Annotated in this window: 24 protein-coding genes; 9 read left to right on the top strand and 15 right to left on the bottom strand. The window is 65.1% G+C overall.

Going from position 1 to position 26,228, the window contains the following annotated elements; translation table 11 throughout:
- Positions 1 to 125: 125 nt before the first annotated feature.
- From AKL29_RS11895 to AKL29_RS11865, 7 genes are all read right to left on the bottom strand, one after another.
- On the bottom strand, positions 126 to 944 hold the full coding sequence (locus tag AKL29_RS11895) for an SDR family NAD(P)-dependent oxidoreductase (protein ID WP_050384288.1): 819 nt from the start codon (positions 942 to 944) through the stop codon (positions 126 to 128).
- A gap of 18 nt (positions 945 to 962) precedes the next feature.
- Entirely contained in the window at positions 963 to 2,804 is a 1,842-nt protein-coding gene (recJ, locus tag AKL29_RS11890) for a single-stranded-DNA-specific exonuclease RecJ (protein WP_050384287.1), read from the bottom strand.
- Positions 2,805 to 2,859: 55 nt separating this feature from the next.
- On the bottom strand, positions 2,860 to 3,579 hold the full coding sequence (locus AKL29_RS11885) for a haloacid dehalogenase type II (RefSeq protein WP_028332189.1): 720 nt from the start codon (positions 3,577 to 3,579) through the stop codon (positions 2,860 to 2,862).
- A gap of 140 nt (positions 3,580 to 3,719) precedes the next feature.
- Complete coding sequence (glpX, locus tag AKL29_RS11880; protein ID WP_028332190.1) at positions 3,720 to 4,718, bottom strand: class II fructose-bisphosphatase; 999 nt, start codon at positions 4,716 to 4,718, stop codon at positions 3,720 to 3,722.
- A 79-nt stretch (positions 4,719 to 4,797) separates the two neighbouring features.
- Positions 4,798 to 6,117, bottom strand: coding sequence for a homoserine dehydrogenase (locus tag AKL29_RS11875; protein WP_050384286.1), 1,320 nt, complete (start codon positions 6,115 to 6,117; stop codon positions 4,798 to 4,800).
- Positions 6,118 to 6,155: 38 nt separating this feature from the next.
- Positions 6,156 to 7,376, bottom strand: a complete 1,221-nt coding sequence (locus AKL29_RS11870) for an LL-diaminopimelate aminotransferase (RefSeq protein ID WP_016842955.1) — start codon at positions 7,374 to 7,376, stop codon at positions 6,156 to 6,158.
- Positions 7,377 to 7,592: 216 nt separating this feature from the next.
- Positions 7,593 to 7,868 (bottom strand): hypothetical protein, encoded by a 276-nt coding sequence (locus AKL29_RS11865; RefSeq protein WP_050384285.1) that lies wholly within the window; start codon positions 7,866 to 7,868, stop codon positions 7,593 to 7,595.
- A 291-nt stretch (positions 7,869 to 8,159) separates the two neighbouring features.
- Here AKL29_RS11865 and AKL29_RS11860 point away from each other — a divergent pair, with 291 nt between their 5' ends.
- Both AKL29_RS11860 and AKL29_RS11855 read left to right on the top strand, forming a co-directional pair.
- Positions 8,160 to 9,968, top strand: a complete 1,809-nt coding sequence (locus AKL29_RS11860; RefSeq protein WP_050384284.1) for a PHA/PHB synthase family protein — start codon at positions 8,160 to 8,162, stop codon at positions 9,966 to 9,968.
- Positions 9,969 to 10,077: 109 nt separating this feature from the next.
- Entirely contained in the window at positions 10,078 to 10,476 is a 399-nt protein-coding gene (locus AKL29_RS11855; protein ID WP_028332193.1) for an MAPEG family protein, read from the top strand.
- Positions 10,477 to 10,526: 50 nt separating this feature from the next.
- Here the strand turns inward: AKL29_RS11855 and AKL29_RS11850 are convergent, their stop codons facing one another.
- The 5 genes from AKL29_RS11850 to AKL29_RS11830 all read right to left on the bottom strand — a co-directional run bounded on the left by AKL29_RS11850 (position 10,527) and on the right by AKL29_RS11830 (position 14,791).
- Positions 10,527 to 11,117, bottom strand: coding sequence for a class I SAM-dependent methyltransferase (locus AKL29_RS11850; RefSeq protein ID WP_050384283.1), 591 nt, complete (start codon positions 11,115 to 11,117; stop codon positions 10,527 to 10,529).
- A 14-nt stretch (positions 11,118 to 11,131) separates the two neighbouring features.
- Entirely contained in the window at positions 11,132 to 12,109 is a 978-nt protein-coding gene (gene argC / locus AKL29_RS11845; protein WP_050384282.1) for an N-acetyl-gamma-glutamyl-phosphate reductase, read from the bottom strand.
- Positions 12,106 to 12,783, bottom strand: coding sequence for an FMN-binding negative transcriptional regulator (locus AKL29_RS11840; RefSeq protein WP_050384281.1), 678 nt, complete (start codon positions 12,781 to 12,783; stop codon positions 12,106 to 12,108). The genes argC and AKL29_RS11840 overlap by 4 nt, the downstream gene beginning before the upstream one ends.
- A gap of 339 nt (positions 12,784 to 13,122) precedes the next feature.
- Entirely contained in the window at positions 13,123 to 14,112 is a 990-nt protein-coding gene (locus AKL29_RS11835; protein WP_050384280.1) for an MBL fold metallo-hydrolase, read from the bottom strand.
- A gap of 148 nt (positions 14,113 to 14,260) precedes the next feature.
- The gene (locus AKL29_RS11830) at positions 14,261 to 14,791 is read right to left on the bottom strand and encodes a DedA family protein (protein ID WP_028332199.1); all 531 of its coding nucleotides are present in this window, start codon (positions 14,789 to 14,791) and stop codon (positions 14,261 to 14,263) included.
- A gap of 185 nt (positions 14,792 to 14,976) precedes the next feature.
- Here AKL29_RS11830 and AKL29_RS11825 point away from each other — a divergent pair, with 185 nt between their 5' ends.
- From AKL29_RS11825 to AKL29_RS11810, 4 genes are all read left to right on the top strand, one after another.
- Positions 14,977 to 15,345, top strand: a complete 369-nt coding sequence (locus AKL29_RS11825) for a hypothetical protein (protein WP_028332200.1) — start codon at positions 14,977 to 14,979, stop codon at positions 15,343 to 15,345.
- A gap of 126 nt (positions 15,346 to 15,471) precedes the next feature.
- On the top strand, positions 15,472 to 17,532 hold the full coding sequence (parE, locus tag AKL29_RS11820) for a DNA topoisomerase IV subunit B (RefSeq protein ID WP_028332201.1): 2,061 nt from the start codon (positions 15,472 to 15,474) through the stop codon (positions 17,530 to 17,532).
- A gap of 226 nt (positions 17,533 to 17,758) precedes the next feature.
- Positions 17,759 to 18,550: an outer membrane protein gene (locus AKL29_RS11815; protein ID WP_028332202.1), complete on the top strand. Its 792-nt coding sequence runs from the start codon at positions 17,759 to 17,761 to the stop codon at positions 18,548 to 18,550.
- Between the two features lie 197 nt (positions 18,551 to 18,747).
- The gene (locus tag AKL29_RS11810; RefSeq protein ID WP_050384279.1) at positions 18,748 to 19,518 is read left to right on the top strand and encodes an SDR family NAD(P)-dependent oxidoreductase; all 771 of its coding nucleotides are present in this window, start codon (positions 18,748 to 18,750) and stop codon (positions 19,516 to 19,518) included.
- 75 nt (positions 19,519 to 19,593) lie between these two features.
- Here the strand turns inward: AKL29_RS11810 and AKL29_RS11805 are convergent, their stop codons facing one another.
- From AKL29_RS11805 to AKL29_RS11795, 3 genes are all read right to left on the bottom strand, one after another.
- The gene (locus tag AKL29_RS11805) at positions 19,594 to 20,370 is read right to left on the bottom strand and encodes an outer membrane protein (protein WP_050384278.1); all 777 of its coding nucleotides are present in this window, start codon (positions 20,368 to 20,370) and stop codon (positions 19,594 to 19,596) included.
- Between the two features lie 199 nt (positions 20,371 to 20,569).
- A complete protein-coding gene (locus AKL29_RS11800) occupies positions 20,570 to 21,814 on the bottom strand; it encodes an FAD-dependent oxidoreductase (protein ID WP_082190561.1) in 1,245 nt (414 codons plus the stop codon).
- A 76-nt stretch (positions 21,815 to 21,890) separates the two neighbouring features.
- On the bottom strand, positions 21,891 to 23,387 hold the full coding sequence (locus AKL29_RS11795; RefSeq protein WP_050384277.1) for a caspase family protein: 1,497 nt from the start codon (positions 23,385 to 23,387) through the stop codon (positions 21,891 to 21,893).
- Positions 23,388 to 23,617: 230 nt separating this feature from the next.
- On the opposite strand from AKL29_RS11795, the gene AKL29_RS11790 reads away from it, so the two are divergent.
- The 3 genes from AKL29_RS11790 to AKL29_RS44685 form a co-directional block, all read left to right on the top strand.
- Positions 23,618 to 24,571, top strand: a complete 954-nt coding sequence (locus tag AKL29_RS11790) for a helix-turn-helix transcriptional regulator (protein ID WP_050384276.1) — start codon at positions 23,618 to 23,620, stop codon at positions 24,569 to 24,571.
- A gap of 105 nt (positions 24,572 to 24,676) precedes the next feature.
- Positions 24,677 to 25,516: a helix-turn-helix transcriptional regulator gene (locus tag AKL29_RS11785; protein WP_244481957.1), complete on the top strand. Its 840-nt coding sequence runs from the start codon at positions 24,677 to 24,679 to the stop codon at positions 25,514 to 25,516.
- Positions 25,517 to 25,769: 253 nt separating this feature from the next.
- Positions 25,770 to 26,228 (top strand): DEAD/DEAH box helicase (locus AKL29_RS44685; RefSeq protein WP_244481955.1); only part of this gene is annotated, 459 nt, incomplete at its 3' end.

Genomic DNA, 26,228 nt, shown 5'->3' with positions numbered 1-26,228 from the left:
TTCGCACTTTTCCGGATCATGCTTTAGGCATCATGCGATCTGCGTAGCCCGGGTGAGCGAAAGCGAAACCCGGGGACGCATTACCCGCATATCGCTCCGCTCATGCGGGCTACGACAGTTCGCTCCTACCGGGTCGCAGGCTGCCGCACCACGCCGCCGGCATTCATGCCGCCGTCGATCACAAGCTCGCTGCCTGTGACGTAACGCGACGCGTCCGAAGCGAGATACAGCACGCCCTGGGCGATCTCGATGGCCTGGCCGGCGCGGCCGAGTGGCGTGGCGAACCTTGCCCGCTCCTCCGGATCGATCGGCGCGTTCTGGCCGGCACCGGTCGCGCCGGTCGGGATCTTGCCCCAGATCGGAGTGTCGATGATGCCGGGATGCACCGAGTTGACGCGGATGCCGTCGTTCACCTGCGCGCACTCCATCGCGATCGACTTGGCGAACAACCGGACCGCGCCCTTCGTGGCGCTGTAGCCGGAAAGGGTCGCTGCGCCGCGCAGGCCGGCCAGCGACGACATCATGATGATGGAGCCGCCGCCATGCTTGCGCATCAGCGGCAGCGAGTGCTTCACCGACAAGAATACGCCGTCGATATTGATGGCGGTCTGGCGACGCCAGTCCGCGAGCGACATCTCGACAATCGAGGGCGCTCCGATGCCGATGCCGGCATTCGAGACCATGATATCGAGGCGACCATGGCGTTTGCCGATCTCACTGATGATCTCGATCCAGCGCTCCTCGCTGGTAACGTCCTGCGGCAAGAAGGTCACGTTCCGCCCGGCCTTGGTGAGCCGCGCGGCGAGCTCGGGTCCCCTCAACTCATCGATATCGGTCGCAATAACGGTCGCGCCTTCCTGCGCGAGCAATTCGACGATGGCCTCGCCAATGCCCGATGCGCCGCCGGTCACCAGCGCGACCTTGCCTTCAACCTGTCCTGACATGTCCTCTCCCAACGTTTCTTATCGGATCACCGTCGGGCCCTGATCCGGCACCGCGACGTCGAGGACACGGAATTGCACACGTTCGGTGCCTTGCCAACGGTCGACCGCAAGAGAGCCCGCCACGTGCAATTGCTGGCCGCGATTTTGCGTCAAGGCGCTGCCGAGCTTCTGTCCGACGGAACGGAATGCGATACCGTTGACGATCGAGCCATCGCCGGACTTGAAGCGCAGCCGCAGATGCGCCTGCCCGACCTCGTCGGCATAGACCAGCTGATGCGACGGCAGCGCGATCACCGGCTCCGGATTGGCGCTGCCGAACGGGCCAGCGCGATTGAGTGTCCCGGCGAACTCCGGCGTCACCGCGCGCGCGCTCACGGCGCCATCGATGAACAGCTCGTTCTCGTGGCGCGAATTGGCGACGTCGGCCGCCAGCGCGCTCTCCATGTAAGCGCGGAATTCGGCGAGCTTCTCCTTGCGCAGCGTGACGCCGGCCGCCATCGCGTGCCCGCCGCCCTTCATCAGAAGGCCGTCGTGCACCGCCTGCCGCACCGCCTTGCCGAGATCGACGCCGCCGATCGAGCGGCCCGATCCGGTGCCGATGCCGCCGGGCTCCAACGCGATCGCAAACGCGGGACGCGCGAACTTCTCCTTCAGCCGCGCCGCGACCAGCCCAACCACGCCGGGATGCCAGCCTTCCGCCGCGGTGACGATGACAGCGCCCTTGTCCTCGAGCCCGAGCGAGGCCAGCGCCTCGGCCTCGGCCTGCGCCTCGGCCGCCTGCTCGATCACGCGCCGCTCGGCATTGAGGCGATCGAGCTCGGCCGCGATCCTCGCAGCTTCCGAGATATCGCCTTCGAGCAATAGCCGCACGCCGAGATCGGCGCGCCCGATGCGCCCGCCGGCATTGATGCGCGGTCCCAGCATGAAGCCGAGATGCCAGGCCTCCGGCGGGCCGTTCAGCCGCGCGACGTCCATCAACGCGGTGTGGCCGACATGATCGCGGCGTCGCATCGCGATCAGGCCCTTGGCGACGAAGGCCCGGTTGAGCCCGATCAGCGGCGCGACGTCGGCGACGGTGCCGAGCGCGACGTGATGCAGCACGCTGAGCAGGTCCGGCTCCGGCATCTCGCCGGTCCAGAAGCCGCGCTGGCGCAGCTCGCGATTCACCGCGACCAAGGTCACCAGCACGAGGCCGACCGCAGCGAGATGGCCGAGCCCGGAGAGATCGTCGGGCCGGTTCGGATTCACCAGCGCGTCGACCTCGGGCAACTCATCGCCGGTCTGGTGATGATCGATCACGACGACCGACATCCCGAGCTTCTTCGCTTCCGCCAGCGGCTCGATGCTGGTGGTGCCGCAATCGACCGTGACGAGCAGCGTCGCGCCCTTCGCCGCAAGCGCGCGCACGGCGTCGACGTTCGGTCCGTAGCCTTCGAAAATGCGGTCGGGAATGTGGATCAGCGGGTCCAGCCCGCAGTGCCGCAGATGCCAGGTCAGCAGCGCGGCCGAAGTCGCACCGTCGACATCATAGTCGCCGAAGATCGCAACCTTCTCGCCGCGCACCGCGGCATCCGCGATGCGCTTGGCGGCATGCTCCATCTCGGTGACCGTGTGAGGATCCGGCATCAGCTTGCGGATGGTCGGGTCGAGGAAGTCGGGAACCTCGTCGATCCCGACGTCGCGCCCCGCCAGCACGCGCGCCAGCATTTCCGGCAATTGATAGCGCTGCACGATCGCGAGCGCCCGCGCCGCCCCGCGCGCATCCAGCCGGTCGCGCCAGAGTTTTCCGGTCAGCGACCGCGTCACGCCGAGGAACGCCTGTGGCGCCTCGACGGGCAGTGCGGATGCGTGCAGCGTCATGAGCCCTTCCCAATCAGGCAGGAATCGTAACGCTTCGATGATTTGTGGACCAGTTCTAGCAGCCCATTCGGCTGGCGATTTCCCCGAAATCCTTGGCCACGATGTCCCACTCGCCGGTGGCCTCGAAATCGTACTTCTGCAGCGGACCGTATTCGGTCGGACGCGCCACGAAGGCGGTCTTCAGGCCGAGCTTCTGCGCGTGCTTCAGGTCGTAATTGTGCGCGGCGACCATCATCACCTGCTCCGGCGGCAGGCAGAGCAGCTTCGCGGCGCCGAGATAGGTTTCCGGATCGGGCTTGTAGTGCTCGAACAGTTCGGCCGACATCACGAGATCCCACGGCAGGCCCGCGAACTTCGCCATGTTGGTGAGCAGCGCGACGTTGCCGTTGGACAGCGGTGAGATGATGTATTTGGTCTTCAGCCGGGTCAGACCGGCGACGCTGTCGGGCCACGCGTGCAGGCGATGCCAGCCCAGCGTCAGATGCTGCAAATCGGCCTCACTCAGCCCCTTGATGTCGAACTGCGCGACGAGTTTTTCCAGCGAGCGGCGGTGCAATACGTCCAGGATGACGTAGCCGTTCTGCGGGTTCTTGCGCACCTCGTCCATCGAGGCCGCATAGACCGCGCGCCAGCCATCGACCAGCGCGGTCCAATCGGCCTTGATACCGCGCGTCTCGCCCCATTTGGTGAAGTCGTCGATCAGGCTGGTGCGCCAGTCCACCACGGTCCCGAACACGTCGAATACCAGCGCCTTGACCCCGGACAGATCGGACATGCGCGTCTCCCTTTTTCTTGTTGTTGTTTATCCCGTCGTTCCGGGATGGTGCGTAGCACCAGACCCGGAACCTCGAGATTCCCCGATGCGCAATTGCGCATCTGTGGTTCGTTCTTCGGACGCCCCGGAAATGACGTTGCCTAGTCCAGGTGGAATTTCTCGAGCTGCCGATGCTCCGCCTTGATGTAGCGCACGGTGCCGGTGACCGAGCGCATCACGACCGTCTCGGTCTCGATTACGTCCTTCTTGAACTTCACGCCGGTCAGCAGCGAGCCGGTGGTGACGCCGGTGGCGGCGAACAGGCAGTCGCCCTTGGCCATGTCCTCGATACCGTAGATCATCTTCGGATCGGTGACGCCCATCTTGTGCGCGCGCTCGCGCTTCTCCTCGGTGTCGAGGATCAGGCGGCACTGCATCTGGCCGCCGATGCAGCGCAGCGCGACTGCCGCGAGCACGCCCTCGGGCGCGCCGCCGGTGCCGATATACATGTCGACGCCGGTCTCATCGGGTTTGGCACAGTGAATGACGCCGGCGACGTCGCCGTCGGTGATCAGCTGCACGGCAGCGCCGGTCGAACGCACGCTGTTGATGATGTCGGCATGGCGCGGACGGTCGAGCACCAGCACGTTGATTGCGCTGGGGTCGACGCCCTTGGCCTTGGCGAGCCGGCGGACGTTGTCGGCCGGTGGCGCGTCGAGCTCGATCACGTTCTTGGCGTAGCCCGGGCCGATCGCGATCTTCTGCATGTAGACGTCGGGCGCGTGCAGCAGCGTGCCGCCGTCGGCCATCGCCATCGTGGCGATCGAGCCCGGCATGTTCTTGGCGCACAGCGTGGTGCCTTCGAGCGGGTCGACCGCGATGTCGACCTTGGGGCCGGCATTGAGGCCGACCTTCTCGCCGATGAACAGCATCGGCGCCTCGTCGCGCTCGCCCTCGCCAATCACGATGGTGCCCTCGATCGGCAGCTTGTTGAGCTCGCGCCGCATCGCGTCGACCGCGGCCTTGTCGGCGGCCTTCTCCTGGCCGTGGCCGCGCAGCCGCGCGGCCGACACTGCCGCGCGCTCCGTCACGCGCACGATTTCGAGCGTCAGGATGCGCTCGAGCAGCATCTGCGGCGGAACGGAAATATGGGTCGACATCGGCGTACTCCTTAAGCCTCGGGGACAGGCCAGCCTGCCCGCATCAATCGTCTCACGCCCGACCCGTTCAGGCCATGCGCTAGTTTTTCTCGATCCGGATCACCTGCGGCCGGCCGCTGATGACCTTATCGCGCTGCACTGCGGCCAGCGCACGATGCACGGCATCCTCGCTGGTCGCATAGGTAATCAGAATGACCGGGACCGGTGAAGGTTTTTTGGCCGCGCCGTTCACATCGACGCCATCCGGGTGCCGTTGCACGATGGATTCCAGAGATATCTTCTGTTCCGCCAGCCGGGTGGCGATTGTTGCGGCAGTGCCTGCAAGATCGCGCGCCATCAGGCGGATATAATAGCCACCTTCATGGCGTTCCATCGGCGCCTTGGTGGTGTCGCGCAACCGCTCCACCGGACGGCCGAACGGCTTGGCGCGGATGCCGCGGGCGACGTCGGCGATGTCGGCGACCACGGCCGAAGCGGTTGCGCCGCCGCCGGCGCCGGGTCCCACCAGCGTGATCGGCGGAATCCCCTCGCCGTCGATCGCCACCGCATTGGTGACGCCCATCACCTGCGCAATCGAGGATGATTTCGGCACCATGGTCGGGTGCACGCGCTGCTCAATGCCCTTTGCCGTGCGCACGGCAACGCCGAGCAGCTTGACGCGGTAACCGAGTTCCGCGGCGGCCTTGAGGTCTTCCGGCGTGATCGAGGAGATGCCTTCGACATAAACCGCGCTTTCCGCGACCTTGGTTCCGAAGGCGAGGCTCGCCAGGATTGCGAGCTTCTGCGCGGTGTCGTGACCATCGACGTCGAACGACGGGTTGGCTTCGGCATAGCCGAGACGCTGGGCGTCCTTCAGACACTCCTCGAACGACAGGCCCTCCTGCTCCATCCGGGTCAGGATGTAATTGCAGGTGCCGTTGAGGATGCCGTAGACGCGGTTGACGCTGGTGCCCGCGAGGCCCTCGCGCAGCGTCTTGATGACCGGGATCGCCGCACCGACCGCCGCCTCGAAATTCAGCGCGCCGCCGTGCTTCTCGGCAGAAGCGGCGAGACGCAGTCCATGCTTGGCGATCAGCGCCTTGTTGGCGGTGACGACCGACTTGCCGGCCTTCAGCGCGGTCTCGATCGCGGACAGCGCGGGATCTCCGGCGCCGCCCATCAATTCGACGAAGCAGTCGATATTGGGATCTTCGGCGAGCGCCTCGGGGCTCTTCGCCCAGGCGATGCCGCGCAGGTCGAGGCCGCGCTTCTTGGCTTTCGAGCGCGCCGTGACCGCGACGACGCGAACGCCGCGCCCGCTGCGCTCGGCCAGCGCCCGTCCTTGCGTTTCGATGAGGCGGACGACATCGGCACCGACGGTGCCGAGCCCCGCTATGCCCACGTTCAGGGGTGCGACCATGGATTTAAGGGACCTGGAGATTGAGCAACCTGGAAGGATTAGCGTCGGTTGGCGAGAGGAACGACGTTGTGCAACGTTTCGATGCCGCTTTCAAGGAAGCGGCGCACGCCGCGCGCGGCCTGCCGGATGCGCTGCTCGTTCTCCACCATCGCAATGCGGACATAGCCCTCGCCATGCTCGCCGAACGCCACGCCGGGCGACACCACGACGCCGGATTTCTCCACCATCAGGGTCGCGAACTGCATGCTGCCGACCGCCTCGAACGCCTTGGGCAGCGGCGCCCAGGCGAACATCGAGGCCTGCGGCGGCGGAATGTCCCAGCCGGCGCGGCCGAATGACTCGACCAGCGCATCGCGGCGCTTGCGGTAGGTGTCGCGCATCTCGCGGATGCAATCGTCGGGACCGTTCAGCGCCGCGGTCGCCGCCACCTGGACCGGCGTGAACGCGCCGTAATCGAGATAGGATTTGACCCGCGCCAGCGCCGCGATGATCCGCTCATTGCCGACCGCAAAGCCCATGCGCCAGCCGGCCATCGAGAACGTCTTCGACATCGAGGTGAACTCGACGGTGACGTCGATCGCGCCGGGCACCTGCAGCACCGATGGCGGCGGATTGTTCTCGTCGAAATAGACCTCGGCGTAGGCGAGATCGGACAGGATGAAGATGTCGTGCTTCTTCGCGAACGCGACGAGGTCCTTGTAGAAGTCGAGGTCCGCGACATAGGCGGTCGGGTTCGACGGATAGCAGACGATCAGCGCGATCGGCTTCGGGATCGAATGGATGATCGCCCGCTCGACCGCCTCGAAGAACTGCGGCGTCGGCTCCGAGGGCACCGAGCGGATCACGCCGCCCGCCATCAGGAAGCCGAAGGCATGGATCGGGTAGCTCGGATTGGGGCACAGCACGACGTCGCCGGGCGCCGTGATCGCCTGCGCGACGTTGGCAAACCCCTCCTTCGAGCCGAGCGTCGCGACCACCTGGGTGTCGGGGTTGAGCTTGACGCCGAAGCGGCGCGCATAATAGGCGGCCTGGGCCTTGCGCAGGCCGTTGATGCCGCGCGAGGCCGAGTAGCGATCGGTTCGCGGCTTGCCCAGCGTCTCCTTGAGCTTCTCGATCACATGCGGCGGGGTCGGCAGGTCCGGGTTCCCCATGCCCATGTCGATGATGTCGGCCCCGGCGTTGCGCGCGGCCGCCTTGGCCTGGTTGACCTTCTCAAAGACGTAAGGCGGCAGACGGCGAATGCGGTAAAAATCTTCCATGGGACCCTTGCTCCGACAACCGCGATGCCAGAATCGACCCCCTTGGTCCAGTTTGCGGAAGCCGGCTCGGCCTCTGACAGAAATCGCACTGAATCAATGACTTAGAGCGAATTCAGGCGCGCGATCTGGGGGCTGCGGCCGGATCTGCGGTTGAACTGGGTTTCTTTTAGCACGGACACCGGGCGGCGCCAGCGCTGATCGGCCGTTCGTCGGGCGCTACTTCCCGCTTTGGGCGGCCGACGAGGCCTGCCGCGCGCGCGCGGCTATCAGCTCCTGCTCGATCTTGGCCTGATCGGCCGGCTTGATCGTCGGGTCGGCGCGGTCGGGCGGAAGATCATGGACCGGCAGGTAGCCGCCGGCGTCCTTCTCGCGCGCCGGCGCATCGGCCGGCATCGTCATATCGGCGATCGTGCTCGAGCACCCGCTCAGCGCCACCAACGACGCGAGCAGCACTGCGGCCGCGAGCCCCCTGTTCATTCGATCGATCGGCATGCGCCGAATTGTCCCCAACAAGCTAGCGCGCACGTCGCACGTTGCCGACACGGGTCGCACTGGTACGAGCCTTGCAGCGTCCCCGCTGCGTTAATTCCGACTTCAGCGTTTCAAACCATTGTCGCCCGAAACGCTTAAAGCGGGAACACCAAAAGCGACCCCTGAGGCTTCAATATGACTAAACAAAGATTTTTTCTCGCACCGCAACAGAGCGAAACATCGGATTTTGACTGATTTCCATTGCCGCACCGCGCGATGACGCCCTCCAAACGACGCGATATTGTACCTCAGATGAGCAACGTTAGTACCGACACCCAGGCCACCCCGAAATTCAACGCCGAAGCCTTCGCCATGAACATCGCGCGGGCGATGGAGAGCAGCGGCCAGGCGCTGGCAGCCTATCTCAAGCCGCGCCAGACGGGAGAAGTCCGCGACAAGCCGCCCAATGAGCTCGGTGAGGTCATCAAGACCTTCAGCGTGATCGCCGAATACTGGCTGTCCGACAAGGAACGCGCCTCGTCGCTGCAGATGCAGCTCGGCAAGGACTACCTCGATCTCTGGGGCTCGGCGGTGCGCCGCATGGCCGGCGAGGCCGATGCCAAACCGGCGATCGCCCCGGCCCCGCGCGACAAGCGCTTCCAGGATCCGGAATGGAAGTCGAACCAGTTCTTCGACTTCATCCTGCAGCTCTATTTGCTGACCGCGAAATGGGCGCAGCAGCTGGTCCATGACGCCGACGGGATCGATCCCCACACGCGCAAGAAGGCCGAATTCTACGTCCAGCAGATCACCAACGCGCTGGCGCCGTCGAATTTCGTGCTGACCAATCCGGAGGTGCTGCGCGCCACCGTCGAGACCAATGGCGACAATCTGGTGCGCGGCATGAAGATGCTGGCCGAGGATATCGAGGCCGGCCACGGCACGCTGCGGATCCGCCAGTCCGACTCGAGCAATCTCGAGGTCGGCGTCAACATGGCGACGACGCCGGGCAAGGTGATCTTCCAGAACGAGCTGATGCAGCTGATCCAGTATTCGCCGGCGACCAAGAACGTGCTGCGCACGCCGCTGCTGATCGTGCCGCCCTGGATCAACAAGTTCTACATCCTCGATCTGCGCCCCGAGAAATCCTACGTCAAATGGTGCGTCGACCAGGGCATCACGGTGTTCGTGATCTCCTGGGTCAATCCGGACAGGGAGCTCGGCAAGAAGACCTGGGCCGACTACATGACCGAAGGCCCGCTCACGGCGATGGACGTCATCGAGAAGGTCACCGGCGAGATGAAGGTGCACACCGCCGGCTATTGCGTCGGCGGCACCCTGCTCGCCTCGACGCTCGCCTATCTCGCCGAGAAGCGCCGCCAGCGCGTGACGTCGGCGACGTTCTTTGCCGCGCAGGTCGACTTCACCCATGCCGGCGATCTCCTGGTGTTCGTCGACGAAGACCAGATCTCGGCGCTCGAACGCGACATGCAGGAATCCGGCGTGCTCGAGGGCAGCAAGATGGCGATGGCCTTCAACATGCTGCGCTCAAACGACCTGATCTGGTCGTATGTCGTGAACAATTATCTGAAGGGCCAGACGCCCTCCTCGTTCGACCTGCTGCACTGGAATTCGGACGCGACGCGGATGCCGTCGTCGAACCACTCCTACTACCTGCGCAACTGCTATCTGGAGAACCGCCTGTCGACCGGCACCATGGTGCTGGACAACACGCTGCTCGATCTGTCGAAGGTGAAGGTGCCGGTCTACAACCTCGCCGCACGCGAGGATCACATCGCGCCGGCGGAATCGGTGCTCTACGGTTCGCAGTTCTTCGGCGGCCCGGTGAGATATGTGCTGTCCGGCTCCGGCCATATCGCCGGCGTCGTCAATCCGCCCGCGTCGAAGAAGTACCAGTACTGGACCAACGACAACATCAAGGACATGAAGCTCGCCGACTGGCTGAAGGGCGCCGAGGAGCACAAGGGCTCGTGGTGGCCCGACTGGCGCGGCTGGCTGGAAAGCCATGATCCGGAGACGGTCCCGGCGCGCATGGTCGGCTCCGACGGCACGCAGGTGCTCGAGGACGCCCCGGGCAGCTATGTCCGCGTGCGCGCATAGCGTCAGGTGTTCGCGTAGCATCAAGTCTTCGCGTAGCGCCAAGTCTCCCGCTCAGCTATAAACAGACGGTCCCGACGGTCGGGAATCGAATTCACGTGAGGGGGAGACGATGACGCGCGAACTGTTCTGGCTGTCGCTGACGGTGATCCTGACCGGGCTCTTGTGGATCCCCTACATCATCAACCGCTGCCAGGTGCGCGGCCTCTCCGGCGCCATGGGCAACCCCTCGCGCAACGACAAGCCGCACGCGGAATGGGCCAACCGGCTGATGTTCGCCCATGACAACGCGGTCGAGAACCTCGTGATCTTCGCGCCGCTGGTCCTGATCCTCAACGCGGCCGACTATTCCACCAAATGGACCGTGCTCGCCTGCGCCGTCTATTTCTGGGCCCGCGTCGCCCACCTGATCGTGTACACGCTCGGCCTGCCGGTGTTCCGCACCCTGGCCTTCACGGTCGGCTTCCTAGCCCAGGCGGTGCTGGCGCTCGCGATCTTCAAGGTCGTCTGATCCAAATATTCCCGCCGGTTGCGGCGACAGCCGCGCCGGCGCGGCATCAACTAGCAGCCCTTGCGCACCACGATGTGCAGCATCGTCGCGGGCGCCTCGTCAAAGCTCTTGATCTCGCTGGTGTCGGACGAGACTTGCGTCCATGCCCCTGAAGCGGCGTAGGTCGCAGCGAGCCAGTCCGCCCCGGGATAATTGTAGTAGCGGCCGATGCTGTCGCGGCCATCGCCATGGCCGATCTTGTAGCTCGCGTAGAAAACGCCACCGGGTTTCAGCGCCCGATGGATGCGGCCGATGATGCCGGCCAATTCGTCGCGCGGCACGTGCAGCAGGCACGCGCTGGCCCAGACGCCGTCATAGGCTTCGCGGTCCTCGAGCTCATCGAACAGCATCGCCTCGACGGGATGTTTGATGCGGCGCGCCGCGACCTCGGCCATCTCGGGCGACCCGTCGGTCGCACGCAGCACAAAGCCTTCGGCGAGCATGACAGCGGCATGATTGCCGGCGCCGCAACCGAGTTCGAGGATCGCGCCGCCCGGCGGCAGCAGCTTCAGAAAGCCGATCAGCCGGGTGGACGGGGCTTTCGCCCACCCGGCATAGGCCTCGGCATTGCGCCGATAGAACTGCAGCGTGGCGTCGTCCACGATCCGCGTCGCCGTCAGCTGTCGGCCAGCCCGAGCATCAGCCGCATGTTCTGGACCGCGGCACCCGAGGCGCCCTTGCCCAGATTGTCGAGTCGCGCGACCAGCACCGCCTGGTGGTGCTTGTCGCTGGCGAAGACGTAGAGCTCGAGCTGGTTGGTCTCGTTGAGCGCCTCCGGCTCGAGCCGCCCGCCCTTGGCGGCCTCGTTCTGCAGCGGCATCACGGAGACATATTTGCTGCCGGCGTACCATTTCGCCAGAACCGCCTGCAGGTCGGCACCATCAGGCTTGCCCGGCAGCGCGTCGAGTTGCAGCGGCACCGAAACCAGCATGCCCTGCCGGTAGTTGCCGACCGACGGGATGAAGATCGGCCTTCGCGTCAGATGCGAGTAGAGCTGCATCTCCGGCACATGCTTGTGCTCGAAGCCGAGGCCGTAGAGCTCGAAGGCCGGCGCCGAGCCGTCCTCGAAGCTGGCGATCATCGACTTGCCGCCGCCTGAATAACCGCTCACCGCGTTGACGGTGACGGGATAATCCGCCGGCAGCAGGCCGGCATCGACGATCGGCCGCAACAGCGCGATCGCGCCGGTCGGATAGCAACCCGGATTGGAGACCTTCTTCGCGTTACGGATCTTGTCGGCCTGGTCGGGCGCGAGCTCGGGGAAACCGTAGGCCCAGTCGGGCGCAACGCGATAGGCCGTCGAGGCGTCGAGCACTTTCGGCGCGGCATTGCCCATCGTGTCGATCAACGCCACGGTCTCCTTGGCGGCCTCGTCAGGCAGGCAGAGGATCACGAGATCCACCTCCTCCATCAGCGCGCGCTTGGCGCCGGCGTCCTTCCGCTTGTCCTCGGCGATGTGCTTCACCGCGACGTCGCCGATCGAGAGCAGCCGCTCCTGGATGCCGAGGCCGGTCGTGCCGGACGCGCCATCGACGAACACGGTGGCCTTGGTCGCACCGCTCTTGGTCTTTGGATTGGTGTCGGTGAGAGTCATGGCACGCTCCTTTCGAGCTCGTTCGTTTGGTTTGCAAAGACATCCGGCCGCGCCTGCCGCATCAGATGCGCGATCTGTTGCGCGCCGGCATCCGCCTGCACGCCAAGGTGGGCTGCGACCGCCGCAAAGTCGGTCTCGGATTTGTGCTGGTTCAGCTTGAAGCTGCCCTCCACCTCTTCCACCGTCATCTCAAAGCCCACGATCGCCTTCTTCATGGCATCGAGCCGCGCGGCTGTCATCTTGCCTGACATCCACGGCTTCTTCGGCAGCAGCCGGTCCTCGAACTTGGCGCTCAGCGCATCGATCTGAAGCGCAAGTTCCTCACCCGACAGGGTCCGCACCGGCCCGGTCAGATGCACGGCCTGATAGAGCCAGGTCGGCACCTGGTCGGGCGACACATACCAGTCCGCCGACACATAGGCATCCGCGCCGTTGACGGCCAGCAGCCAGGCCCCCCCACTTGGCAACCCGCCCGCCAGCTTTACCAGCGGATTGTGACGGGCAACATGAAACAGCGCCCGCGGTGTCCCGTCCGCGGCATAGGTCAGATAGAACGGCAGCGCGGAGGCGATCGGCTTGGCGCCGTCCCACGCGCAGGCCATGCCGAAGCCGCGCGCTTCCGCGAAGGCAAGGCTCGCGGCGCGGTCTGGCTTGAAGGGCGGTGGCGTATACATGATTGATGCTCCTGCATGACGAAGGAGCCGCCAGATCGAACCGCGTGTCTTTTTCAGGAGAGCGCCGCGGGATCAGGTCCGGCGGCAGAGGCGATGGTCTTAAACGCGAGCGACCGCCCATACCGCGAAAATGCGGCGGCGGCTGGCAATGATGATGGTCGCGGCGTTGATCATGGGCGCGGCTATAAGGCCGCGCCGGCTTGACGTCAAGGTTGCTTTTGTCATTCCGGGGCGCGCATTGCGCGCGAACCTCAGATGCGCAATCGCGCATCGGGGAATCCAGAGGTTACGGCGCGAGATTCCGGGTTCGATGCCTACGCATCGCCCCGGAATGACACCTTAAATCGCCGGATTCCACGGTGCCGGCACGACGCGATAGCCGCTGCCGTCCTTCACCACATTGCCGAGGCCCGGGAACGGATAGTGGAAGCCCTGCACCTGGAGCCGCTCGGCAACCACCATGTCGTAGATGCGCCGGCGGGTCTTCTCCGCCACGTCGCCGTCCTGGTCGAAGAACGCATGCCAGCCGGGGTTGGTCGCGAACAGGTTCGGATTGTTGGTGACGTCGGACTGGATGAAGACCTTGTCCGGGCCTGAGGCCAGCACGTAGGAGGTGTGGCCCGGCGTGTGGCCGACGGTCTCGACGGAGGTCAGGCCCGGCGCGATCTCCTTGCCCCACTCGTAGGGGGTGACCTTCTTCTTCAGGCCGGCTTCGAAGATATTGCGGTTGTTCTTGAACAGGCCCTGCATGCGGCCGGCCGGCGCCCGGCTCATCTCGCCATCGTCCATCCAGAACTTCCATTCGGTTGCCGGCACCAGCACCTCGGCATTGGGGAATGCCGGCGTGCCTTCGGCGGTCAAGAGGCCGTTCACGTGGTCGCCGTGGAAGTGCGAGATCACGACCATGTCGACATTCTTGGGATCGAAGCCGGCGGCGACGAAATTGTCGGCGAACAGGCCATTGGCGCCCTTCGTGCTGGCCTTCGCCAGCGCGCCATTGCCGGTGTCGATCACCACCAGCTTGCCGCCGGTGTTGAGCACCAGCGGTGCGAACCAGATCGTCATCATGTCCCGCGGCATGAACGCCTTCTCCAGCGCCGCGTTGACGTCGTCCCGCTTCGCATTGGGGATGAAGGAGTCTTCCAGCTTGAAGACGTTCTTGCCGTCGGACACCACGGTGACGAGGATGTCGCCGACCTTGTAGCGATAGAAGCTCGGCGCCTGCTTGTCGGCGACCGCCGCCACAGCGGCCGCAGGAACGGCTGATAGCAACGGTGCAGCGGCGATGCCGGCAGCGCCGGCGAGAGCATGACGTCGTGTCAATTCCATGTGCTGTCCTTCCCAGTGAGACTGCGCCCGATGAATTCGCGCCCGGTGGGCGCGGTTGTATCAGCGTTTCGATACTCGCGCGATGCCGACAGCGCGAGCGGTTACCCTCCCGCCTAACCCCTGCAGGTCGGCCTTATTCCGGAGCTTGCTACACCACCCGCCACACCCACTCGATGGCATGCGCGATGACGTCGCCGAACAGCAGCAGCGCTGCCGACCAGACCAGGGCGGACACGAAATTGGCGATCTGGAATTGCCAGTACGACATCTCGAAAATGCCGGCCGCAAGCGGCACCGAGGCGCGCAGCGGACCGAAGAAGCGGCCGATGAAGATGCTGGGCACGCCCCAGCTCTTCACGAAGGCCTCGCCGCGCGGCAGGATCTCCGGGTAGCGCGACAGCGGCCACATCTGCGCGACCTGCTCCTTGTAGCGATAGCCGAACCAGTAGGAGACCCAGTCGCCGAGTGCAGCGCCGACGCCGCCCGCGATCCAGATCGGCCAGAAGCTGATCCCGCTGACGCCGATCAGGGCGCCGATCGCGACCAGCGCGCCCCAGGCCGGAACCAGCAATGAAATGAAGGCGAGCGATTCAGCGAACGCCAGCAGCATGACGATCGGAGCGGCCCAGGCCTGGTGGTGGCGCACAAACTCGGCCAGGGCCCGCGCAAGGTCTTCCATCTCGTCGTGTGCCTTCCCGCTCCGTTGAACCTCGATTGAACCTTTCTAGCAGCACGCAGCCTAAGAACAGGTAAGCCAGCCGATCGCGTGACATCAAGTCACAAAGGCGGGGATCGAGCGTGATTTCCCGTAAGGCCCCTGAGGTCCAGGCTGGCATCTCCCTCACAAGAAAAAGGAATTACTGGATGATCGGATCGCTGATGATGTGCGTGAGCGTTCTCGTCCTGCTGTTCGGAATGCTCGCGGGCATCGCCATGGGTATCCATCACGACTTCACGTTGGGACCGGCGCATGCGCATCTCAATCTGGTCGGCGGCGTACTGCTGTTCCTGTTCGGCCTCTACTACCGGCTGGTGCCGGAAGCGGGCAGCATGCTGCTCGCCAGAATCCAGGGCTGGCTGCATATCGTCGGCGGCGTCCTGTTCCCGGCCGGTGTGGCCGCCGTGCTGCTGAAGGGACCGTCGTTCGAGGCGGCGCCGATCGTCGGATCACTGCTGGTGGTCGCCGCCATGGCCCTGTTCACGGTCGTTGTATTCCGCACCTCGCGGGCGTAATCGCGGTCTCCTATCTATGAGGATGGCCGGGCTCCAGGGTGCGGCCGTCCCCATTTGCAGCCCATCCGTGGCATAGTCAGAGCAACCGATTCGCCGCGCCGTGACCGGTGCGCCACTTGAAGAACCATGGCCAAATCATTGAAGTCGAACGCCAAAAGTAAATCTGCCGACGATCTGTTCGGAGCCCCGGAACCGAAGGGACGCGCTCCGGCGAAGGCTGCTTCGCGATCCGCCGGAGGCGCCGAAGCCGGCTATACGGCGGCTGACATCGAGGTGCTGGAGGGGCTGGAACCGGTCCGCCGGCGCCCTGGCATGTATATCGGCGGCACCGACGAGAAGGCCCTGCACCACCTGTTCGCCGAGGTGATCGACAACTGCATGGATGAGGCGCTGGCGGGCCACGCCACCTTCATCGACGTGGAGCTGACCGCCGACGGCTTCCTGACCGTGACCGACAATGGCCGCGGCATTCCGGTAGACCCGCATCCGAAATTCCCGAAGAAGTCGGCGCTCGAAGTCATCATGTGCACGCTGCACTCGGGCGGCAAGTTCGACTCCAAGGTCTACGAGACCTCGGGCGGCCTGCACGGTGTCGGTGTCTCCGTGGTCAACGCCCTCTCCTCGCGGCTCGAGGTCGAGGTTGCGCGCAGCGGTCAGTTGCATCGCATGACCTTCGAGCGCGGCCATCCCAAGGGCAAGCTCGAAGACCTCGGCAAGGTCAACAACCGCCGCGGCACGCGCATCCGCTTCAAGCCGGACACCGACATTTTCGGCGCCAAGGCGGCTTTCAAGCCGCAGCGTCTGTTCAAGATGACGCGCTCGAAGGCCTATCTGTTCGGCGGCGTCGAGATTCGCTGGCACTGCGACCAGGAGCTCTTGAAGGGCGTCGAAGACGTCCCGGCGGAAGCCAAGTTCCACTTCCCCGGCGGCCTGAAGGACTATCTGGCCGCGGCGATCCACGCCGACACGCTGGTGCATCAGGATATCTTCTCCGGCAAATCCGGCCGCAGCGGCGCGCATGGCGCGTGCGAATGGGCCGTGGCCTGGACGGCCGATGCCGACGGCTTCCTGTCGTCCTACACCAACACGGTGCCGACGCCCGATGGCGGTACGCACGAATCGGGCTTGCGCAGCGCATTGTTGCGCGGCCTCAAGGACCACGCCGAACGCGCGGGCCAGGGCAAGCGTGCGGCCTCCATCACCTCGGAAGACGTGATGGTGGGCGCGGCCGTCATGCTCTCGGTGTTCGTGCGCGAGCCTGAATTCCAGGGCCAAACGAAGGACCGCCTCGCCACCGCCGAAGCGCAGCGCATCGTCGAACAGGCGATGAAGGATCCGTTCGACCATTGGTTGTCGGGCAATCCGAACCAGGCCAACCGGCTGCTCGATTTCGTGATCGATCGCGCCGAGGAGCGGCTGCGCCGCCGCCAGGAAAAGGAGACTGCGCGCAAGACCGCCGGCAAGAAGCTGCGCCTGCCCGGCAAGCTCGCCGATTGCTCCGACGCCGGTACCGAAGGCTCCGAGCTCTTCATCGTCGAAGGCGACTCGGCCGGCGGCAGCGCCAAGCAGGCGCGCGATCGCAAGACCCAGGCAATATTGCCGCTGCGCGGCAAGATCCTCAACGTCGCCTCTGCCGGCAAGGACAAGCTGACGGCTAACGCGCTACTCTCCGACCTCGTGCAGGCGATCGGCTGCGGCATGCTCGCGCATTACCGCGAAGAGGATCTGCGCTATCAGCGCATCATCATCATGACCGACGCCGACGTCGACGGCGCGCACATCGCTTCGCTGCTGATCACCTTCTTCTATCGGCAGATGCGGCCGTTGATCGACCAGGGGCACCTCTATCTGGCGGTGCCGCCGCTCTACAAGCTGACCCACGGCACCAAGTCGGTTTATGCCCGCGACGACGTGCACAAGGACCAATTGCTGAAGAGCGAGTTCAACGCCAACGCCAAGGTCGAGGTCAGCCGCTTCAAAGGCCTCGGTGAAATGAACCCGACGCAGCTCAAGGAAACCACGATGGATCCGGCCAAGCGCACGCTGCTGCGCGTGGTGCTGCTGGCCGACGATCGCGAGGGCACCGCCGACTCGGTCGAGCGGCTGATGGGCACCAAGGCCGAAGCCCGCTTCGCCTTCATTTCCGACAAGGCCGAATTCGCCAGCGACGACCTGCTCGACGTCTAGGCCCAACCGATTGATCTGAAATGAGTTTCCGGCCGCCCCCAGATCGGGGCGGCCGTTGCCATTTTGCCCGTTCGGAGAGCCCCAGTGGCTTCGTTTTCGGCCGGATGTGTCTCACCAGCAACAGCATTTCCAACGGAACCACGTATAGTCCCAACATGAGTTTCGGGAATCGGTGCCAGCGCACTCCCCTGAGCGACCTGATCGAACGCTAGTCGAGGATTTGGATATGAAGAAGATTTTGCTCGCTCTGACCGCGGTTGCTGCGATGACGGCATCGGCGTCGGCTGCCGACCTGGCCGCCCGCCCCTACACCAAGGCTCCTGCCCCGGTTCCGGTCGCTCCGAGCTGGACCGGCTTCTACATCTTCGGCGGTGGCGGCGGCGGCGTCTGGGATGCTGACACGGGCGTCCAGTCGACCGTCACGGGTGCGCCGATCCTCGGCTTCAACCAGCGCCAGGGCGGCGATGGCTGGTACGGCACCGTCGGCGCCGGTTACGACTGGCAGACCGCCAACAGCTGGGTCATCGGCGTGTTCGCCGACGGTCAGTTCGGCAGCCTGAAGGGCACCATCCAGGATCAGGGTCCGTTCGTCGCCGGCAACATCAAGAACGACTACAGCTGGGCGGCTGGTGCGCGCCTCGGCTACCTGATCGCGCCGAACGTCCTGTCCTACGTCAACGCCGGTTACTCCAGCTCGCACTGGAAGGGCACCACGCTGTTCAACACCGCAAGCGCGCTTCCCTCGGGTCTCCACACCAACGACTTCGATCGCGGCGGCTGGTTCGTCGGCGGCGGCGTCGAGAACAACCTGAACATCTTCGGCATCACCGCGCCGGGCTGGTTCATGAAGACCGAGTATCGCGCCGCTTACTACGACAACAAGAACATCTCGGAGCTGGTCGACGGCACCAACATCTCGAATGGCCGCGACATCACCTTCAAGCCGCTTGTCCAGACCATCAGCACCTCGCTGGTCTACCGCTTCAACTGGACCGGTCCGGTTGTCGCCAAGTACTGAGCTGCGTACTGATCCCTGCTGAGATTGCAGAGCAAAAGCCCCGGCATTGTCCGGGGCTTTTTTGTTGCCCGAACGTCGTGGAAATCGCCCCACGCGCAAGCCCGCCGGCGCAGGGCGGACCGGCTGTGGCCGATCTGGTCAGCGCCGTGACGATCGGGCACTCTCGCGCCCGGTTCAAACCTCAGCGGACAACAACAATGAAGAACGGACAGTTTGATCTCTCGGGCCGGGTCGCCATCGTCACCGGCGGCAATGGCGGCATCGGGCTTGGCATGGCGCGCGGCCTGGCGGACGCCGGCGCGGCGGTTGCCGTGGTCGGCCGCAACGAGGCGAAGTCAAAGGCCGCCGTCGAGGATCTCGGCAAGCGCGGCGCCAAGGCGATCGCGGTGGCAACCGACGTGACCGACAAGGCTGCCGTCGCGGCCATGGTCGAACGGGTCGTCCGCGAGCTCGGCCGGATCGACATTCTCGTCAACAACGCCGGCATGAGCATCCGCAAGCCTCCGCACGAGCTCGAGCTGGACGAGTGGAGCAAGGTGATCGACACCAACCTCACCAGCGCGTTCATGTGCTCGAAGGCGGCCTATCCGGCGCTCAAGGCGTCGGGCCATGGCAAGATCATCAATATCGGCTCGATGATGTCGATCTTCGGTGCGAGCTTCGCCGCGGCCTATGCCGCGAGCAAGGGCGGCATCGTGCAGTACACCCGCGCCTGCGCCAACGCCTGGGCTCCCGACAACATCCAGGTCAACGCCATCCTGCCCGGCTGGATCGATACCGACCTGACCAAAGGCGCGCGCCAGCAGGTGGCTGGGCTGCACGAGCGTGTGCTTGCGCGCACGCCGGCGGCACGCTGGGGTGCGATCGACGACTTCGCAGGCATCGCCGTGTTCCTGGCGTCGCCGGCGTCGGACTTCGTCACCGGCACCGCGATCCCCGTCGACGGCGGCTATTCGGTGATGGCCTGAAAACACGAGCGCCCTGAAACACGAGAGCCCCGGCGCATCGCCGGGGCCCTCGCATCCTGTTCGCCTCAGAGTAGTTCAGTAGCGCGCGATGGCCGGCGCGTCGAACTTGTAGTTCACGCGCACCACCGCCCACTGAATGTCGCGCGGCTTGGCATCGAACGTATAGGTCCCTGCGGCGGTGCCGGCGAGCTGATAGGCCTGACGCTCGAAGGCCGCGTAATTGTATTCGACGCCGATGGTCCAGTTGCGGGTGATGCCGTATTCCCAGCCACCGCCGACGGTCCAGCCGCTGGCCCAATGAGTCTGGCTGCCGGAGCCGGTCGACGGCGGAAGATTGTCGACGACGGACAGGCGGTTGTTCACGCCGGCATAGCCGCCCTTGATATAGAGCAGGTTGTTCTGGATCGCGTAGCCGGCACGACCGACGATCGTCGCCATGACATTCGAGCGCCAGCTGAACTGATCGTCGCGGCCGACGCCGAACACCGTGTTGGTGACGCGGCCGGAATTGTCGAGCCCGGAGATCGTGCCCTCGACACCGAACACGAAATTGTTGGCCTGCCAGTTGTAGCCGATCTGACCGCCGCCCATGAAACCCGAGCCGCGCTGACGGAAGCCCTGGCCCGGCGAGAGGTCGCCGAACGGCGAGGTGTTGGCGCTGTTGACCCACTGCTCGTTGGTCCAGGCACCGCCGAGGTGCCCGCCGATGTAGAAGCCGGCCCAGTTGTAGATCGTTTCCACATAGGCCGGTGCCTTGCTGTACGGACGGGCGGCAAGGTCGGCGGCCGATGCGGCGCTGACGCCGAGCGCCGTGGTTGCAGTCAGGACGGCAATGAATTTGGTACGAAACACAGCAGCACCCCCAGGTTGTCTGATGGCACAGCTTTTCCAGAGAGACCCTTACCAAAAGAAAATCGCTGAAGCTGCCGGAGCGGAATCCGCTCGCGCGCATTTCGAATCTTGTCTTGCTGTTGCGGTCGAGCAACTTTCATCAATCGAATTAAGCAGCTGTTATCCCTGATGAATTCCTTCCGGCCGCACGGCGCGCCGTTCAGCCCGCCGCCGGCGAATGCACGTGCTCCGGCCGCACCCCGACGGCGACCATACGTGCGGTGAGACCCTGCAGCCATGGCATTGCCGTGATCAACCGCAGCGCCAACGGCACCGGCTGATCGCCGGCCTTCAGCGCGGCGCTGATGATGTTGTTCTGCGCGATCACCTGCATGCGCTGTGTCACGCGCACCGGGAATTCGCGGCGCCGTCGCACCGCATCGAGCTCGTCTTCCGACGGTACGCCGTGAACGAGCTTCGCCGCCAGGATGTTGGCGGTCGCGACGGCATCCTGCACCGCGAGATTGACGCCGACGCCGCCGATCGGCGACATCGCATGCGCGGCGTCGCCGATGCAGAGCAGGCCGGGACGGGTCCAGCGCGTCAAGCGATTGATCGCGACCGTGAGCAGCTTGACGTCGTCAAAGCTCTTCACATCGGCAATGCCGGCCTTGAGGATCGGCGCCAGCCGCAGCACGTCGTCGAGCAGCGCCGGCAATCCCCTCGCCTTCACCGCCTCGTATTGGCCCTTGGCGATCACATAGGCGCATTGCCAGTAGTCGCCGCGATCGAACGTCACCATCATCTTGCCGTGCTCGACGCGGGCGAACAAATTCTCGGTCTCGTCCGGACGCCGCCCGACGCGAAACCACAACACATCCATCGGCGCGCCGATCTCCTCGACGTCGAGGCCTGCGCGCTCGCGCACGATCGAATGACGTCCGTCGCAGCCGATGGTCAGATCCGCCTCGATCTCGACCGGGCCGTCGGGTGTGTTCGCGTGCACGCCTGCGACAGCATCGCCGCGCCGGATCAGATCGGTCGCCTCGGCCTTCATCAGCACCTTCAGCGAGGGGAAGCGCTTGCCGCTCTCGCGCAGGTAATTGAGGAAGTCCCACTGTGGCATCATCGCGATGAAGGGGTATTTGACGCTGAGGCGGCGGAGGTCGGCGATCCGCACCGAGGTGCCGCCGAACATGCCGTCGAGCGTCTGGATGTCCTGATGCGGCAGCTTCAGGAAGCCGTCGATCAGGCCGAGTTCGTCCATCACCTGCAGGGTCGACGGATGCACGGTATCGCCGCGGAAGTCGCGGAAGAAGTCGGCGTGCTTCTCCAGCACCACGACATCGACCCCGGCGCGTCCGAGCAGATAGCCAAGCATCATGCCGGCCGGCCCGCCACCGACCACGCAGCAGCGCGCCCTGATCTGACGCGTGTTCGGCCCTGCCGGATAGCCTGCATCCATGATGCCGTCCTCACCGCTGCCTCGCCCCTCAGAACCAGATTGTAACGCGGATCGATCGGGCAACAAGGATGCAAGGCTATCGCCTGAAGGTCTTGATTTCCGACACGCTGCCGTCGCGATAGGTCAGCTCGACCGAGACCGCCTTGGTCTGCGGCGCGAGCTTCAGATAGGGCTGCGCGTCAGACGGGATCGCGCTGGGATCGCGCGAATTGCAGGATGGCATCTTCAGGACCTTGTCCGGCACCGCAGTGTCGATGCCGATGCGCACCTCGCGGATCGCGCAGCGATACGACATCAGGTGCGTATAGTAGACCAGCAGCCCGTTGAACTCGCGGAATGACAGCCAGCTGGTCGCGGTCATGTCGAGGATCTTGCGCTGGTCGCGGATCAGCGCGGCGTCGGGATCGAACTTGATCGGGAACGGCCCCTGCATCATGCCTTGCGTATCGACATAGCGTATCTCGATCGTGGCGGCCGGCGCATCGGCCGGCAGCTCGACCGACGGATTGGGCATCCGCTTGCGCGTGCGCGGATCGAGCGTGTCGATGAAGCCGGTTTCGCGGAAATCGCCGCTGTCGCCGATCCGCCAGGAAATCCCGAGCGTCGGATCGGCGATTGAGAACACCACGGTCCAGCCGCCATTGTGGCGCGAGAAGCTCGCGATCGGCGCGTTGATCGAATCCTCCTTCGGCAGCTTCGGCACCGCGACCGGCGGCAGCGCGGCCACCTGCTGCGACGGCGCGGACGGCTTGACCGCCTCGGCCTGCCCCTTCGCGATCCCGTTCAGGAAGACATCGTCGACCATCTGGTCGAAATAGACCGGGATCTGCTTGTGCTTCACGGTCTCGGCCATCTCGCTGACCAGGCGCCGCGTGCGCTGCGCGACCTGCACAAGATTCTCGCCGGGCTGCAGCAGCTCCTTGGCGAAGGTCCGCGTGAACACCGAATTGGGATTGGCATCATCGTTCGACAGACGGTCGAGTGCGGTCTGACGCGGACCCGCCGAGAACACAGAGAACACGCCCTCCGGCAGCTGCGTCATCGGCGCGAGGCCACCGCCGCCGGCGACCGCCCGTGTGCCGGCGCGCTCGAACGGATTGTTGCGGCAGGCGTCGAACACCAGGATCGAGGTCCGCGCCTTCTTGTTCTGCAAGCGCTCGACGATGCGGTCGGCGAGAACAGAGGCGTCGCGCACCAATTCCTCCTGGCCTTCAGTGGCGGCCGGGACGTCGGTCGGCAGCAGAAAATTCTGGCCGGCGATCTCGAAGCCGTGGCCGGCATAGAAGAAGAACGCGGTATCGCCGGGTTCCACGGCGCGGTCGAACGCGAGCAGCGTCTCGGAGAACGCCTGTCGGTTGAGGTTCTCGGCCACCATGACGCTGAAGCCGAGCTGCTTCAGCGTGTCGCCCATGGTGCGGGCGTCGTTGACCGCCTTCTGCAGCCTGGGCACGTTCCTGTAGTCATTGTTGCCGATCACCAGCGCGACGCGCTTTTCGGCCTGGGCGGGTGCGGCCGATGCGACAAATGCAACCGCCCAAAGGATCGCCGAAAGTCTCGAAAGCCAGCTCTTCATCCCGTTTTCCCGTCTGCACGACAAACGCGCCGCCCGTGCGACCGCCGCCTAATAGTCGGACCAGCCGTTTGGCCGGTTCAAGGCCGGCCGCGGACGGCCATTCCGGCCGGCCACGCCAGGCCGAAATGAGGGGTCCGATTTGTCTTAGGTCAAGTTTCTTTTTACGGCCCGCGTGATAGATTCGAACCTCCATCCGGCTCGAGCTCTCCGCACGTCGCAACGGCTTTTCCGTGCACACATGGTCTACTGATCAAGTCGATCCCAAGGATCGCTTCGACTATTGGCGCGAGGTTCGCGCCAAGGGGCTGTTCGGCGTCACTGCCGAGCTGGAAGCCGACCGGCGCCGCGACTTCTTCGGCGAGTTCTCGCTGCGCAAGCTCGGCGATGCCGGGCTGGTCGAGCTGCGGGCCTCGCCGTACCGTGTCGAGCGGCGCACGGGCGACATCGCCGACGCGGCCAGCGACAGCCTGTGCATCTACCAGCAGCTTGGCGGCGGCGGCTGGTTCGGCGGCGCGCGGCTCGATGAATTTTCCGTTCGCGACGGCATGTTCGCGACCAGCTATTCGGACCTGCCCTATCGCACTGTCCCCCTGCACGATGACGGCTTCCACCTGCGCATCATCAAGGTCCCGGTGGCGAACATCGTCCCGTCGGGCGCCGAGCTCGGCGAACTCGTCCCCAGGCCCTTGCAGGATGAGACCGCGCTGCGGGCTTTGCTGGAATCATGCTTCCGCGACCTCATCGAAAGCAACGATGCCGCGGCGGCGGGCACGGCTCCGACGGTGCAGGCCCTGGCCCATATTGCGCTGATCGAGCGCGGCATCATGCGGCCGAAGAGCCGGCTCGCGCAGCAGGCCTTGCGAACCGCCCATTTGTCGCTGGCCCGCCGCCTGATCCGGCGCCATCTGGCGCGTGCAGCGCTGTCGCCAACCCTGATTGCCGGCCTGCTCGGCATCTCGGTCCGTCATCTGCACATCCTGTTCGAGGAGACCGAGATGAGCTTCTCGGAGACCGTCACCGCGCTCCGGCTCGAACAAAGCTGCCGGCTGCTCCGCGAGCAGCCCAGGCAGACGATCGCCGAGGTCGCCTTTGCCTGCGGCTTCGAGAGCCTTGCGACGTTCTACCGCCTCTTCAATGCATCCGAATCCATGACGCCGGGCGACTATCGCGCACAAACGGCCTGAGCGCCCGTCCGGACCGGCCGGGACACCGCGCTCGCAATTTGCCGTAGCTCGGCCGCGCCCCTTTCACCTCCTTGAACTTCACACCGCCGCGCGATCCGACGTTCGTTGAACCGAAGTGATCAGCCTGCGCGCATTGAGAAGATATTTTCCGGCCATTTCGCCAGAACCACTGCGGCGCTTCGTCCGGGTTCGGCACCGCAAATTTCCTTACCGGCGACGCGCGCTCTCACGCAGAGCGAGGGATCAGTCACGATGCGCGGTAAGCACGGGGATCACAGCCAGGAAACGCTAGCTACAGGCGCGACGCGCATTCCTCTCGATGCCGCGGACCTGCGGGCGGATCAAATCCCGGCACCTGAGCCAGCCCGTCAGGGCTCAGCGGCGACCAGCAATCACGGCTGGGCGCCGCTGCTCGAAGCTTGCCTCGCCGACTTCAAGGAGGCGACGGAGGCCGGTGATAACGCTTGCATTCCTGCGCTGGTTAAGATCGTGGCGGACCTTGCGCTGATCGAGCGCGGTGTGATCAGGCCGGGCAGCCGCCGGGCGCAGCAGGCGCTGCGCGTCGGCCGGCTCAGCCTCGCGCGCCGCCTGATCACGCGCCATCTTGCCAGGCCAAGCCTGTCGCCAGGGATGGTCGCCGGCATGCTCGGCGTCTCGGTCCGCTACCTGCACGTCTTGTTCGAAGCGACCGGGACGAGCTTTTCGCAGACCGTCACCGCCCAGCGCCTGAGCGAGAGCCGAAGGCTGCTTCGCGAGAAGCCGCCGCGGCCGATCGCCGACATCGCCCTCACCTGCGGGTTCGGCAGCCTCGCCACTTTCTACCGGATATTCGGCGCTTCCGAAGGCCTGACGCCCGGCGGATTCAGGATGAAAAACAGCGCGGAAGCCCCCGCTGCAGCCTCGCCGTCCGGGGCGGGAGTCGTGATTCATTTGACCGCCAAATGACGAAAAAGACGCGTATTTCAGTCAAAACGTTAAGCTTTTTCGGCTATCCGGCCGGTTCCAAGATTGACTTTACCGGTTTCGCCCCTATGTTGCGAGGCAACGCGGCCCTCGGATCGAAACGCGATTCGTCAGGTTTGCCGTCCGTCAGCGTTAGTCAGAGCCCCCGAGCTTTATAGAAAAGCGAGCCGTTTCGGGGCCGAACGCGACAGCCTTTTACCTTCGATTCCGAACGGCGGTTTCGACCAGAGGCTCAATGTCTTTTTCCAATCTAGGCCTGTCCGATAAGGTCCTCGCCGCTGTTGCGGCTACCGGTTACACCAACCCCACTCCCATCCAGGAACAGGCAATCCCGCACGTTCTCGCCCGGCGCGACGTCCTCGGCATTGCCCAGACCGGCACCGGCAAGACCGCTGCCTTCGTTCTCCCGATGCTCACGATCCTCGAGAAGGGCCGCGCCCGGGCACGGATGCCGCGCACCCTGATCCTCGAGCCGACCCGCGAACTCGCCGCGCAGGTGAAGGAGAACTTCGACAAATACGGCGCCGGCCAGAAACTCAACGTCGCCCTGCTGATCGGCGGCGTCTCGTTCGGCGACCAGGACTCCAAGCTGATGCGTGGCGTCGACGTCCTGATCGCAACGCCCGGCCGCCTGCTCGACCACACCGAACGCGGCGGCCTGCTGCTCACCGGCGTCGAGCTGCTGGTGATCGAC

This window comes from Bradyrhizobium pachyrhizi (genome assembly GCF_001189245.1).
In the GTDB taxonomy this organism is placed as follows: Bacteria; Pseudomonadota; Alphaproteobacteria; order Rhizobiales; family Xanthobacteraceae; genus Bradyrhizobium; species Bradyrhizobium pachyrhizi.
Note: the sequence above shows the minus strand (reverse complement) of the source record. Positions and strands in the feature narration are given on the sequence as shown.

Bases quoted from the DNA above. Each gene is read 5' to 3' on its own strand.
- AKL29_RS11895 (WP_050384288.1), bottom strand. From the start codon at position 944: ATGTCAGGACAGGTTGAAGGCAAGGTCGCGCTGGTGACCGGCGGCGCA.
- recJ (WP_050384287.1), bottom strand. From the start codon at position 2,804: ATGACGCTGCACGCATCCGCACTGCCCGTCGAGGCGCCACAGGCGTTC.
- AKL29_RS11885 (WP_028332189.1), bottom strand. From the start codon at position 3,579: ATGTCCGATCTGTCCGGGGTCAAGGCGCTGGTATTCGACGTGTTCGGG.
- glpX (WP_028332190.1), bottom strand. From the start codon at position 4,718: ATGTCGACCCATATTTCCGTTCCGCCGCAGATGCTGCTCGAGCGCATC.
- AKL29_RS11875 (WP_050384286.1), bottom strand. From the start codon at position 6,117: ATGGTCGCACCCCTGAACGTGGGCATAGCGGGGCTCGGCACCGTCGGT.
- AKL29_RS11870 (WP_016842955.1), bottom strand. From the start codon at position 7,376: ATGGAAGATTTTTACCGCATTCGCCGTCTGCCGCCTTACGTCTTTGAG.
- AKL29_RS11865 (WP_050384285.1), bottom strand. From the start codon at position 7,868: ATGCCGATCGATCGAATGAACAGGGGGCTCGCGGCCGCAGTGCTGCTC.
- AKL29_RS11860 (WP_050384284.1), top strand. From the start codon at position 8,160: ATGAGCAACGTTAGTACCGACACCCAGGCCACCCCGAAATTCAACGCC.
- AKL29_RS11855 (WP_028332193.1), top strand. From the start codon at position 10,078: ATGACGCGCGAACTGTTCTGGCTGTCGCTGACGGTGATCCTGACCGGG.
- argC (WP_050384282.1), bottom strand. From the start codon at position 12,109: ATGACTCTCACCGACACCAATCCAAAGACCAAGAGCGGTGCGACCAAG.
- AKL29_RS11840 (WP_050384281.1), bottom strand. From the start codon at position 12,783: ATGTATACGCCACCGCCCTTCAAGCCAGACCGCGCCGCGAGCCTTGCC.
- AKL29_RS11835 (WP_050384280.1), bottom strand. From the start codon at position 14,112: ATGGAATTGACACGACGTCATGCTCTCGCCGGCGCTGCCGGCATCGCC.
- AKL29_RS11830 (WP_028332199.1), bottom strand. From the start codon at position 14,791: ATGGAAGACCTTGCGCGGGCCCTGGCCGAGTTTGTGCGCCACCACCAG.
- AKL29_RS11825 (WP_028332200.1), top strand. From the start codon at position 14,977: ATGATCGGATCGCTGATGATGTGCGTGAGCGTTCTCGTCCTGCTGTTC.
- parE (WP_028332201.1), top strand. From the start codon at position 15,472: ATGGCCAAATCATTGAAGTCGAACGCCAAAAGTAAATCTGCCGACGAT.
- AKL29_RS11815 (WP_028332202.1), top strand. From the start codon at position 17,759: ATGAAGAAGATTTTGCTCGCTCTGACCGCGGTTGCTGCGATGACGGCA.
- AKL29_RS11810 (WP_050384279.1), top strand. From the start codon at position 18,748: ATGAAGAACGGACAGTTTGATCTCTCGGGCCGGGTCGCCATCGTCACC.
- AKL29_RS11800 (WP_082190561.1), bottom strand. From the start codon at position 21,814: ATGGATGCAGGCTATCCGGCAGGGCCGAACACGCGTCAGATCAGGGCG.
- AKL29_RS11795 (WP_050384277.1), bottom strand. From the start codon at position 23,387: ATGAAGAGCTGGCTTTCGAGACTTTCGGCGATCCTTTGGGCGGTTGCA.